The 9,784-nt window shown below is 64.4% G+C and carries 16 protein-coding genes; 6 read left to right on the top strand and 10 right to left on the bottom strand.

What is annotated here, in order from left to right; translation table 11 throughout:
* Positions 1-63 precede the first annotated feature (63 nt).
* Together H7H34_RS15045 and H7H34_RS15040 are read left to right on the top strand one after the other, a co-directional pair.
* Positions 64-444: an Hpt domain-containing protein gene (locus tag H7H34_RS15045; RefSeq protein WP_185925647.1), complete on the top strand. Its 381-nt coding sequence runs from the start codon at positions 64-66 to the stop codon at positions 442-444.
* Between the two features lie 111 nt (positions 445-555).
* Positions 556-876 (top strand): 2Fe-2S iron-sulfur cluster-binding protein, encoded by a 321-nt coding sequence (locus H7H34_RS15040; RefSeq protein ID WP_120267236.1) that lies wholly within the window; start codon positions 556-558, stop codon positions 874-876.
* A 65-nt stretch (positions 877-941) separates the two neighbouring features.
* On the opposite strand, the gene H7H34_RS15035 is transcribed toward H7H34_RS15040, so the two are convergent.
* The 3 genes from H7H34_RS15035 to H7H34_RS15025 form a co-directional block, all read right to left on the bottom strand.
* Positions 942-1,811 carry an AraC family transcriptional regulator gene (locus tag H7H34_RS15035; RefSeq protein ID WP_185925646.1) on the bottom strand — a complete coding sequence of 290 codons (870 nt, stop codon included), beginning with the start codon at positions 1,809-1,811 and terminating at the stop codon, positions 942-944.
* Positions 1,812-2,005: 194 nt separating this feature from the next.
* Positions 2,006-3,304 (bottom strand): MFS transporter, encoded by a 1,299-nt coding sequence (locus H7H34_RS15030; RefSeq protein WP_208996599.1) that lies wholly within the window; start codon positions 3,302-3,304, stop codon positions 2,006-2,008.
* Between the two features lie 209 nt (positions 3,305-3,513).
* Complete coding sequence (locus tag H7H34_RS15025) at positions 3,514-4,716, bottom strand: MFS transporter (RefSeq protein WP_185925645.1); 1,203 nt, start codon at positions 4,714-4,716, stop codon at positions 3,514-3,516.
* 65 nt (positions 4,717-4,781) lie between these two features.
* On the opposite strand from H7H34_RS15025, the gene H7H34_RS15020 reads away from it, so the two are divergent.
* Together H7H34_RS15020 and H7H34_RS15015 are read left to right on the top strand one after the other, a co-directional pair.
* Positions 4,782-5,759 carry an AraC family transcriptional regulator gene (locus H7H34_RS15020; RefSeq protein ID WP_245165092.1) on the top strand — a complete coding sequence of 326 codons (978 nt, stop codon included), beginning with the start codon at positions 4,782-4,784 and terminating at the stop codon, positions 5,757-5,759.
* Positions 5,760-5,768: 9 nt separating this feature from the next.
* Positions 5,769-6,188 (top strand): DUF2267 domain-containing protein, encoded by a 420-nt coding sequence (locus H7H34_RS15015; protein WP_185925644.1) that lies wholly within the window; start codon positions 5,769-5,771, stop codon positions 6,186-6,188.
* Positions 6,189-6,192: 4 nt separating this feature from the next.
* On the opposite strand, the gene H7H34_RS15010 is transcribed toward H7H34_RS15015, so the two are convergent.
* From H7H34_RS15010 to H7H34_RS14980, 7 genes are read right to left on the bottom strand one after another with little or no spacing between them, the layout of a single operon-like run.
* The gene (locus tag H7H34_RS15010) at positions 6,193-7,005 is read right to left on the bottom strand and encodes a transglutaminase-like domain-containing protein (protein WP_185925643.1); all 813 of its coding nucleotides are present in this window, start codon (positions 7,003-7,005) and stop codon (positions 6,193-6,195) included.
* 19 nt (positions 7,006-7,024) lie between these two features.
* On the bottom strand, positions 7,025-7,300 hold the full coding sequence (locus H7H34_RS15005) for a DUF1488 family protein (RefSeq protein ID WP_185925642.1): 276 nt from the start codon (positions 7,298-7,300) through the stop codon (positions 7,025-7,027).
* Positions 7,291-7,647: a hypothetical protein gene (locus tag H7H34_RS15000; RefSeq protein ID WP_185925641.1), complete on the bottom strand. Its 357-nt coding sequence runs from the start codon at positions 7,645-7,647 to the stop codon at positions 7,291-7,293. Before H7H34_RS15000 ends, H7H34_RS15005 begins: the two co-directional genes overlap by 10 nt.
* Positions 7,628-7,885, bottom strand: coding sequence for a hypothetical protein (locus tag H7H34_RS14995; protein WP_185925640.1), 258 nt, complete (start codon positions 7,883-7,885; stop codon positions 7,628-7,630). Before H7H34_RS14995 ends, H7H34_RS15000 begins: the two co-directional genes overlap by 20 nt.
* Positions 7,886-7,917: 32 nt before the next feature.
* Complete coding sequence (locus tag H7H34_RS14990) at positions 7,918-8,061, bottom strand: hypothetical protein (RefSeq protein WP_185925639.1); 144 nt, start codon at positions 8,059-8,061, stop codon at positions 7,918-7,920.
* The gene (locus H7H34_RS14985; RefSeq protein ID WP_185925638.1) at positions 8,039-8,356 is read right to left on the bottom strand and encodes a hypothetical protein; all 318 of its coding nucleotides are present in this window, start codon (positions 8,354-8,356) and stop codon (positions 8,039-8,041) included. Before H7H34_RS14985 ends, H7H34_RS14990 begins: the two co-directional genes overlap by 23 nt.
* Positions 8,353-8,613: a hypothetical protein gene (locus tag H7H34_RS14980; RefSeq protein WP_185925637.1), complete on the bottom strand. Its 261-nt coding sequence runs from the start codon at positions 8,611-8,613 to the stop codon at positions 8,353-8,355. Before H7H34_RS14980 ends, H7H34_RS14985 begins: the two co-directional genes overlap by 4 nt.
* Here H7H34_RS14980 and H7H34_RS14975 point away from each other — a divergent pair.
* Together H7H34_RS14975 and H7H34_RS14970 are read left to right on the top strand one after the other, a co-directional pair.
* Complete coding sequence (locus H7H34_RS14975) at positions 8,588-9,001, top strand: hypothetical protein (RefSeq protein WP_185925636.1); 414 nt, start codon at positions 8,588-8,590, stop codon at positions 8,999-9,001. The genes H7H34_RS14980 and H7H34_RS14975 overlap by 26 nt on opposite strands.
* Complete coding sequence (locus tag H7H34_RS14970) at positions 8,998-9,774, top strand: AraC family transcriptional regulator (protein ID WP_185925635.1); 777 nt, start codon at positions 8,998-9,000, stop codon at positions 9,772-9,774. Before H7H34_RS14975 ends, H7H34_RS14970 begins: the two co-directional genes overlap by 4 nt.
* The last annotated feature ends 10 nt before the right edge of the window (positions 9,775-9,784 follow it).

The raw sequence follows: 9,784 nt of genomic DNA, 5'->3' as shown, positions 1-9,784 counted from the left end.
TGGATGGCAGACCCATGCGCGACGGCTCCGCAAGCCGCGCCACTGACGAAAGGTGCTGCCGCCATGCAGGCAACAGCGAGACATCCCGATGCCGCTTCCGGGCATACCGACCACGCATCGAAAGCCGATGCCCCGGTCGATCTGGTCCACCTGACGCGCCATACCCTCGGCAATCGCGACCTGGAGCGTGAGGTCCTGCGGCTTTTCGCCGTGCAGGCGCGGATGCTGGTGGCACGCATGCACGAGGCGCCGGACGAGGTGGCGCTGCGGCGCCTGCTGCATACTCTGCTGGGGTCCGCCAAGGGGATCGGCGCATGGGGCGTGGCAGGTGCGGCCGAACGGCAGCAGGCCGCGCTGGATGACGGCGGTGCGGCAGATCTTCCCGTGCTGGCCGGAACTGTCGAGGAGGCCGAGACCTTCATCGAGCAGTTGCTGCGCGATTGACCAGCCTCGGGTCGGGTCGGGGCGGCGGTAGCGTGCTTGACGTTTCGGCGTGATTGGTTATGTCGAAGGCAGGATATTTCCGTGCCCTTCCAGTGCCGAGACCAGCCGCCAATGCCCAAGATCACTTATATTGCCGCCGACGGTGCCGAAACTGTCGTGGATGCTCCCGTCGGTTCGACCGTGATGGAAAATGCCATCAAGAACATGGTGTCGGGGATCGAGGCGGAGTGTGGCGGCGCCTGCGCCTGCGCGACCTGCCATGTCTATGTCGACGATGCCTGGACCGGCGTTACCGGCTCGCCGGAGCCGATGGAAGAGGACATGCTGGACTTTGCCTATGACGTTCAGCCGAGCTCGCGCCTGTCCTGCCAGATCAAGGTGACGGATGCGATGGACGGCCTCGTCGTCCGCATTCCCGAGCGCCAGGCCTGACGAAACGGCCGGGTGCTCGCGCGCCCGGCCGGTTTATCTTTTGCTTATTGCGCTAGGTGCGCGCCTCAGCCTTTCAGAGGCAGGCAGACCGCGGTCAGAAGCTCCGCCTGCGACGTCTCGCGCGGATTGTTGAGATATTCCTCCATCGTCGGCCTGTCGTCCGGTTCCTCGCCGCTCTGCGGCAGCCAGGCTGAGAACAGCCTGTCCCAGGTCACGTGCAGGTCCGCATAAGGGCCCTTGTGGATCGCGACGGCATGGCGTCCGGCCGGCATCTCTCGCAGCTCCAGGCCCGCGGGAAGGTCGCCCGCAAAACCGTCCGGCAGGGTGATGGCGGCAAAGGACCTGAGGTTCCGCGCGGGCACCGAATTCGGATCGTCGTAATACAGCCCGATCATCCGCATCGAGGGGCCGAGCAGGCCCGCCCCGCCGGCGAAGGCGAAGGTCTTCTCGAAGGTGCTGCCGATCTCGATATACGGTCCCTTGTGGGGGATGCCGGCAAGGCGCAGCGTGTCCATGTCCTCGATCCGGACCTGAAGATTTTCCATGATGGTCTCGTCTCCCTGTTGCGTCTGGTAGCAAAGCACCGGGTCGCGGGGCAGGGCGCGGAAGGCTGCCGGCGGAATGCCGTAATGGGCGGCGAACGCCCGTGTGAAGGCCTCCGTGCTTGCGTAGCCGGCGCGCCGCGCGATGCGGGGCACGGGCAACTCCTCCCCCACCAGTTCCGCCGCTGCCCGGTGCAGGCGATAGCGCCTGACCGTCTGGGCGATGGTCTCGCCCGTCTGGGTCCGGTAGATCCGGTGGAAATGGAAGGGAGAGAAGCAGGCGATCTCCGCCAGGCCCGCCACATCCAGCGGCGTATCTAGATGGCGAGCAATGTGGTCGACCACGCGGGCGATGCGCTGGGCGTAGTCGAGGCCGGTCGAGGGGCGTTGCATGTCTGTCCGATCCCGGTTGGTGCAGGGACGAGTGCTACAGGATACCGGCTGACAGAACTTGCGCATTTGTCGGCCGCCGGATCACCCTGTCGCAGTCGGCAGCACCAGGCAAACACCCGTGGAAAACGAAACGGCCGGGCACCTGGCCCGGCCGCTATGTCGTTTGTGGTCGGCACGAAGCTGCCGGATATCGCTTACTCCGCGGGAGCAGCGGCCGGCTTGCGCCAGAAGAACACCACCTCGTTGCCCTCTTCGGGCACGTCCGGTACCAGTCGCGACAGGATCAGGCTGATACAGGCCATGGCTGCGCCGATCAGGAAGACGGCGGCAGGCGAAACCAGCCAGATCAATCCGAACAGAGCCGGAATGAACACCGCGGCAATGTGGTTGATCGTGAAGGCGACGCCGGCGGTCGGGGCGATGTCGGCCGGGTCGGCGATCTTCTGGAAATAGGTCTTCATGGCGATGGCGATCGCAAAGAAGGCGTGGTCGATCACGTAGAGCGCGCCGGCCAGATGCGCGTTGGTGACGAAGGCATAGGTCGTGAAGACGCCGATCAGGCCGATATATTCGATCGTGAGCGCGGTCTTCTCGCCGACCTTGCCGATCCAGGCGCCGATCTTCGGGGCCAACAGCATGTTCACTACGCCGTTCAGCAGGAACAACCCGGCGACCTCGTGCACGTCGTAGCCGAAGCGCTCGACCATCAGAAAGCCGGCGAAGACGGTGAAGATCTGCCGGCGGGCGCCGCCCATGAAGGTGAGCGCATAGTAGAGCCAGTAGCGCTTGCGCAGCACCAGCTGCTTGCGCTGCGGCACACCCTCGCGGAACTGCGGGAAGGCGATGACAAGGAAGGCCAGGACGACCAGCGTCAGCAGGCCGGCGAACAGGAACACGGTGGTGAAGCTCAGCTCGAAGGTTTTCCAGGCAACGAAGATCAGGCCGTAGGCGACGAGCTGCGCGGCCGCGCCGACGGACAGGATCTTGCCCATACCGGCCGCGGCCCGGTCCTTCGGCAACCACTGCAGCGACAGCGACTGGTTCATCGTCTCGTAGTAGTGGAAGCCCACCGACATCACGAGCGTGGTCAGGTAGAAACCCCAGATCGTCGGGAAATACCCGGTGACGGCGACGCCGATGCCGAGCAGGCCGAGCGACAGGTAGGCCAGCGTCTGCTCGCGCATGAACAGCAGCAGGTAGATCGCTGTGAAGGCGAGCAGGCCCGGGATCTCGCGGATCGATTGCTGGATGCCGATCTCGCGCCCCGTGAAGCCGAGCTCATGAACCGCAAAATTGTTCATGAGGTTCCACCAGGCGGCGAAGGACAGCTGCATGGCCGCGGCCATGATCATCAGCAGGATCAGCGGTGACCGCCAGCCGGTGCCGGTCGGTGCTCCGCCGGCCGGCCGTGTGCCGGGAATCGCGGCGCCGGCTTCCGCTGCAGCGAAGGCCGGCACCGGCTCCGGCGTGGTGTTGGGGGTAGGTTCTCGCATCACAGGCATCCGCAAGATATGAGGAAGGCGGGGAGCGGGGGCGGTAATTGCCTTGCCGGACCCGCAAGGGGCGCCAGCATGTCGCCGACGCTGTTGTCCTTCCTTACCGCGGGATGCGGCTTGCGTGTTATCGCTATTTTGTCAATTTATGTCGGCGAAGCGTCAAGTGCCCGCCGCGCGTGTCTGCGCGGCGGGCGTTTTTCTTTAGATCAGGCCCGTGCGGCGGCCCGCCCGGTCTGCACACCGGCCAGGACGGTCAGCGTTGCCAGCACCAGCACCGAGCCGCTGGTCAGGAAGACGCTGGTGACACCGCTGAGATCCAGCACCAGGCCGCCGACGGCGGCCCCGGCTGCAATCGCGAGGTTGATCGCCGCCACCAGCAGGCCACCGGCGCTTTCCGCTTCATCCGCGACCGCCCGGGATATCCAGGCCGACCAGGCAACCGGCACGGTGCCGAAAGCAAGGCCCCACAGCGTGACGATGGCCAATGCGGAGGGGAAGCTGGCGCCGAGATTGGTCAGCAGGAAGGCGAGCGCGGCGATTGCCAGGGGCGCCAGCGCCAGCGTCAGGCGCAGGGAGCGGGCCACCAGAACGCTGCCGAGATAGTTTCCGACGAAATTCGCAATGCCGAAGGCCAGGAGAGTTGCCGAGATCGCGGTCACCCCGATGCCGGTCACCGTCTCGAGGAACGGCCGGATGTAGGTGAACAGCGACATGTGCCCGGAGAACACCATCAGAACTGCGAGCATTGCCAGCGCGATATCCCGGCGGGACATCAGCTCGACCAAGGTTGAGAACCTCGAGCGGCCACGAGGCGGCAGGGAGGGCAGCGTCGCCATCTGGACTGCAAGCACCAGCGCGGCCAGCCCGGCGGCACCGGCGAAGACGTAGCGCCAGCCGAAAAGGTCGCCGAGATAGCTGCCGACCGGGGCGGCAAAGATCGTGGCTGCCGAGACGCCGGAGACCATGATCGACAGTGCCTTCGGCACATTGGCTTCCGGCACCAGGCGCATCACGACGGCGGTGGAGAGCGACCAGAAGCCGCCGAGCGCGGCGCCCAGCAGCAGTCGGCCGGCCAGCAGCACCTCGACACTGCCGGCAAGTGCGACGATGAGATTGGACAGGATCAGTAGTAGCGAGAAGCCGATGAGCACCCGCCTCCGGTCGATCCGGTGGGTGAGGGCGGCGACGGTAAGGCTGGCAATGACGCCCATGGCTGCCGTTGCGGTGACCGCCTGTCCGGCGAGACCTTCGGTGATGTCGAGGTCGGCAGCCATCGGCGTCAGCAGGCTGGCGGGCAGAAATTCCGCACCGACAAGGCTGAAGACGCCAAGGCTCATGGCGAAGACGGCGGCCCAGGCGGGCGCCAATGAGGCTGCCGGCGAACCGGCGGCAGGGTTTCTGTCTGTCATGGGAGCATTCCACGTTTGATAAGTGTTGATCCCAAGATGGATGGATTTTCCGGACGATCCATGACATGAATTCCGTCATGCTTGATCGATCGTCCGAAGTTCGCCCCACTTTGCCAACCGACCCTGTCAGTGAGCTGCTGACGGGCATGAGGCTGCGCGGGGCCAGCTACAGCAAGATTCGGCTGTCACCGCCGTTCGGTGTGGGCTTTCCGGGCTCTCGGGAGGCGCGATTTCACTTCGTTGCAGGCGGCACGGGATTCCTGAAAACCGCGCAAGGCGAGATGCTACCGCTTGCTTGCGGCGATGCGGTGCTGCTTCCGCGCGGCGGCGAACATGCCATCGTCTCGTCTTCCGGGGCAGCCGTGCGGGCGTTCGAGACGTACGAATCGGTGCCGCTATGCCCGGGCATTTGCTGTGTCACCGAAACACAGGAGCAGCAGTGCCGGTCTCGCGACGTCCTGCTCTTTTCCGCGCGTATGGAGCTCGAGCTCGACACACTTCATCCCTTGATCGAACTCATGCCCGGCTTCCTGCAGGTCAGTCCTCCCTCCGGCGAGGAGCCGGAACTGCGTCCGCTGCTCGATGCCATGGAGCGGGAGATGACGGGGAACCGCGCCGGATCGGCGACGATCCTGGCGCGTCTTGCCGAGGCGGTGGCGGTCTCGGTGATCCGCAACTGGGTGGAATGCGGGTGCGGGGATGCCACTGGCTGGGTGGCGGCGCTGCGCGACGAGCGTCTCGGCCGGGTGCTGGTGGCGCTGCACCAAGACCCGGCGCACAACTGGACGCTCGCCGAAATGGCGGCAAAAATGGGCAGTTCGCGCTCGGTCTTTGCCGAGCGGTTCGCCACCGCCACGGGTACAACTCCCTTGCGCTATGTGGCTGCCTTGCGGATGCGTCTTGCCGCGCAGTGGCTGGGACGTGACCGCATAGCCGTCGACGAGGTGGCCTATCGTCTCGGCTACCAGTCGCAGGCCGCGTTCAGCCGCGCCTACAAACGCGTGACCGGTACGCCGCCCGGCCAGGCCAGGAAAGCCCGCTGAGGGACCGTCATGCCGATGCCCCTCGAGTATCAGCGCGCTGCCGCCGATTTCGACCGGTTGCTGGATATCGCCCGCGAGAGCGCGGGACTTGCCACTCGCAACCAAGCCTACACGATGATCCAAGGGGTTTTTATCGTCTTCCGTCGCCGGCTTGAGCTTGCCGATGCGATCCGTTTCGCACAGGTTCTGCCGGCGGTTGCCCGCGCCCTGTTCGTCGCGGACTGGGACCTCGGTGCGCCGCTTTTGCCGTTCGAGGATCGCGAGGCGCTGACCCGCGAGGTGCAGGCCCTGCGCAGGCACCACAACTTTGCGCCCGATACCTGCATCCGCGATGTTGCCCGGGCCGTGCGTGCCTGTTGCGATGGCGCCGACCTCGACCGGATTCTGTCCACCCTTTCCCCGCAAGCAAGGGCGTTCTGGGCCGGTTAAGCGGCTATGCCAGGGTCGGCTCCTCGTAGGCCCATACGCGGAAATCTTTCAGGATGTGCGGCCCGAAGGAATTGATGAGCGGAACATCCGCCGCGTCCCGCCCCCGGGCAACGACGATGCGGCCGATCCGGGGAATGTTGTTGCGCGGGTCGAATGTGTGCCATTCGCCGTCCAGGAAGACCTCGATCCAGGCGCTGAAGTCCATGGGATCGACCACCGGCACGCCGATATCGCCGAGATATCCGTTCACATATCGGGCGGGAATGTTGAGGCACCGGCAGAATGCCAACGCGAGATGGGCGAAGTCGCGGCAAACGCCAACGCGTTCGTTGAAGGCTTCGAAAGCCGTCCGAGTGGCCCTGGCCTGCATGTAGTCGAAATGCAGGTGCTGATGGACGAAGTCGCAGATTGCCTGCACCCGCTGCCATCCGGGAGGGAGGGAGCCGAACAGGTCCCAGGCGGTCTGGCTGAGATGGTCTGTTTCGCAGTAGCGGCTTCCCATGAGGTAGACGAGACAGGCATCGGGAAGATCCTGGACCGGCACCTCGAGGGCGTCGGGCCTGAGCGTGTCCGGACGGCCGTGATCTGCGACAGTCGCGTTGCTGCGGATGGTGAACTCGCCGGCCGGCGCCATCAGGCGGCGGCACGTGTTGCCGAATAGATCGCGATAAGTGGTCGTCGTCACGTCGGGGGAGGTGGACAGCGTCTCCGGTTCCCGGATGTCGGCCTCGCGGTCCTTGTCGATCGACATCAGGCAGACCAGTGCGGTCGGTTGCGTGCATTCCAGCCGGATCTCGTAACCGCAGCGAATGATCATGTCCTGAACGCCTCCTATCCTATCGGAAATCCGAGGCGTTCAGGATGTAGGATGAACGGCGACGGGTGTTGTGGATCTTGCGTGCGACGTCGTGAATGGCGGAGCGCAGGCGATCGAAGGCCGCAAGACATTCGGCCTGGGTGGTCTCGATCCCGCCGGCTGCTCCCGAAGGTTTCATCAAGGCGTCGGCTTCTATGAAGAAGGGCACCTCGAAAACGCCGTCATGACCGACAAAACGCACGCCGTTGCGGCTCGCATCGAAGTTCCGGCTGGGATTGGGAAAGTTCAATGCCAAGACAGACCTCCCATACGGCACCAGGCGGCCCGCAGGAACGAGGAGAGCCTGCCGTGTTGCTTCTTGTGCCTGCCGTTGCGACGCACCCTGCGTTCGCAGTTGCGATTGTTGAGGAACTGCATCCCGTCGGTGGCGGCCGAACGACTCAGGCCGGTCATGTTCTCGCCGTGCGAGGATGCCGGGACCCCGGTGTAGACGTGGTAGATCGTCCAGGTTCGGTCCTGTTCGATCCGCCGCCCGAAGTGTTCGTCCATCCGGCCCTTTTGCGGGGCTATGTTGGGATTCTCCCTGCTGCCGACGGTCGTTGCGGCTGCGTCACGACCGAGCTCACGTGTCACGGTGCTCATGGTTGTCGTTGTCCATCGTGTAGCGCCCTCGGGTGAAGAGGGCGGAATGGAAGGGAGTCCCGGCGGCGTCGGTAATTGTAACGCCGTCGGGTCGCTGCGGCATGTCGAGGGTGTCGAGCAGGCGTGTGGCGCGCGCGACGGCATCGTTCTGGTCGATGGCGTCGACCGTCTCGCAGCCGATGATGGCATGCGCTCCGTCCGGCGTGCGGATCCGGAAGAACTTGATCACGACCTTCATGGCCCACTCTCCCTTGGCACGCCGCGCTTTCGTCAGCTCTTGCCCTTCTGGCGCGGGTCGGCGGCTATGGCAGAGAGCTTGACCCGGTTGGCGAACGGAATCTCCGGCTTCACCTCCGCCTTCGCCTGCTTGGGCTTGCGGATCTCCCGGTTGCTACGCTTTTGTCCTTTGGCCATATCCAAACGTCCTTTCCATCAAGGTTGACTGTGTGTTGGAGCCCGGTGCGTCGAGCGGCTCCAGTTCGTCTTGCATCGCCACCCGCTCGTGGTTCTCTTCGGCATTGCGGATGCGGTATTGGGGGGCGCCTGCCTCCACGGGCATGACGCCGGTGATCCGATAGATGTCGCCCTTGGTGGCCTGCCTGCCCCTGGTGCTCTTCAGCCGGACATCCTGGCCGATCGCCAAAAGGTGCAGCTTCGGCTCGGCGGTGGGCGGGGCGGGTCTACGCCGGGAAACGCTTGTTGCGGTCATCTCTGATTTTCCTTTTCGGTCACGGCATCTATTTGCGCCGGGTCGATCGGCACCAATTGCCGTATCGCGGTCCGCACGCCGATTGCCGGCAAGTGAATGAACGTTCCGACACGTTTCCAGGCGATCCAGGAAAGTCCCTCGATCAATTCCTCATCCCGATCCACCTGGTAGTCCCCCGGTGGCTGTGGCTCGACGAAGTCGGGCAACAGGAAGGCTGTCTGGAAACGAACGATGGATTGCGTGGTGCGTGTGGTCATGGTGCCGACCTTCGCGGGCCTGGAAAGGAAGCCCGGCGTTTTCCGGGTCGGGCCAGGCGATCCGGGAACGGTCGTCGTGGTGTTGTCTGGTGGTGCCGCTGCGATGAGCCGATGGCTATCGATTTTTACCGGGCATCTTTTAAAGAACGAAATCGATCATAGTTCCGAATTAAGTTCCAATGATGACGATATCGTATTGCCTGCGTTTTCTCTAGATTTTTATTTATTTTTCGAAAATATTTTTGCCGGATGTCGTGAGTTTTTATTTTTGTATTTCGACGGAGTTCGAGTGAAAGTGCGAGGGTTCTGCGGGTTTCCGGACGTGACCAAGGCGCTGCCTTGCCTGTATGATCGCGGTGCAGGCCATCCGATATCGGTGATCCCATGATCCACCCGCTGCGTCTCAACAAGTTTCCGGAGGAGCATCCGGATCCCATCATATCCTTCGTGGGAACGGAGCCGCCCGGCGCCGTCACCAAGCCGCACATGCACGAGCGGGCGCAGCTCTTTCACATCCTTCGCGGATCGGTGACGGTGGTGACACAGGGGGGGAGCTTCGTGGTGCCGCCGGAGCGGGCGATCTTCATCCCGCCCGGTATCGTGCACCACTCCAATTACCACACGGAGACCGACGTCAGGTTTCTCTACATGCGTCCCGAAGGGCTGCCGGCGATGCCCGAGGCAGCCTTCGTGGTGCATGTGACGCCGTTGCTGCGCGAGCTCATCCTCGCCTTCATGGGGTCGGCGCCGGACTATGACCCGGACAGCCCGACCGGGCGGCTCGCAGCGGTGCTGGTAGACCAGATCGCGGCCTCGCGCGTTGCCCCGCTGCACCTGCCGATCCCGCAGGAGCCGCGCTTGCGCGAGGCGGTACGGCCCTTGCTTGAGGACCCGGCCGCGGAGCTCTCCGCAAGTGACCTTGCCGCTCGGGCGAACCTGTCGCTGCGCTCCTTCGAGCGGCATTTTCCGGCGCAGACAGGCCTGTCGTTTCGTGCCTGGCGGCAGCAGGCCAGGCTGATGAAGGCCGTCGAGTGGCTGTCGCAGGGCCTGTCCGTCGGCGAAGTGTCGGACAGGCTTGGATATGAGGGGCCGAGCGCCTTTGTCGCCTCGTTCAAGAAGTCCTTCGGCGTGACGCCCGGCCGCTACTTCGGTGGTGGCTGACGTAGCGGAA

The organism is Stappia sp. 28M-7, assembly GCF_014252955.1.
In the GTDB taxonomy this organism is placed as follows: domain Bacteria; phylum Pseudomonadota; class Alphaproteobacteria; order Rhizobiales; family Stappiaceae; genus Stappia.
Note: the sequence above shows the minus strand (reverse complement) of the source record. Positions and strands in the feature narration are given on the sequence as shown.

Coding starts and splice junctions, on each gene's coding strand:
- H7H34_RS15020 (WP_245165092.1), top strand. CDS start 4,782: ATGAATTCCGTCATGCTTGATCGATCGTCCGAAGTTCGCCCCACTTTG.
- H7H34_RS14985 (WP_185925638.1), bottom strand. CDS start 8,356: ATGACCGCAACAAGCGTTTCCCGGCGTAGACCCGCCCCGCCCACCGCC.
- H7H34_RS14970 (WP_185925635.1), top strand. CDS start 8,998: ATGATCCACCCGCTGCGTCTCAACAAGTTTCCGGAGGAGCATCCGGAT.
- H7H34_RS15035 (WP_185925646.1), bottom strand. CDS start 1,811: ATGCAACGCCCCTCGACCGGCCTCGACTACGCCCAGCGCATCGCCCGC.
- H7H34_RS15010 (WP_185925643.1), bottom strand. CDS start 7,005: ATGATCATTCGCTGCGGTTACGAGATCCGGCTGGAATGCACGCAACCG.
- H7H34_RS15000 (WP_185925641.1), bottom strand. CDS start 7,647: ATGAGCACCGTGACACGTGAGCTCGGTCGTGACGCAGCCGCAACGACC.
- H7H34_RS15040 (WP_120267236.1), top strand. CDS start 556: ATGCCCAAGATCACTTATATTGCCGCCGACGGTGCCGAAACTGTCGTG.
- H7H34_RS15030 (WP_208996599.1), bottom strand. CDS start 3,304: ATGCGAGAACCTACCCCCAACACCACGCCGGAGCCGGTGCCGGCCTTC.
- H7H34_RS15015 (WP_185925644.1), top strand. CDS start 5,769: ATGCCGATGCCCCTCGAGTATCAGCGCGCTGCCGCCGATTTCGACCGG.
- H7H34_RS15045 (WP_185925647.1), top strand. CDS start 64: ATGCAGGCAACAGCGAGACATCCCGATGCCGCTTCCGGGCATACCGAC.
- H7H34_RS14980 (WP_185925637.1), bottom strand. CDS start 8,613: ATGACCACACGCACCACGCAATCCATCGTTCGTTTCCAGACAGCCTTC.
- H7H34_RS15025 (WP_185925645.1), bottom strand. CDS start 4,716: ATGACAGACAGAAACCCTGCCGCCGGTTCGCCGGCAGCCTCATTGGCG.
- H7H34_RS14995 (WP_185925640.1), bottom strand. CDS start 7,885: ATGAAGGTCGTGATCAAGTTCTTCCGGATCCGCACGCCGGACGGAGCG.
- H7H34_RS14990 (WP_185925639.1), bottom strand. CDS start 8,061: ATGGCCAAAGGACAAAAGCGTAGCAACCGGGAGATCCGCAAGCCCAAG.
- H7H34_RS14975 (WP_185925636.1), top strand. CDS start 8,588: ATGGATTGCGTGGTGCGTGTGGTCATGGTGCCGACCTTCGCGGGCCTG.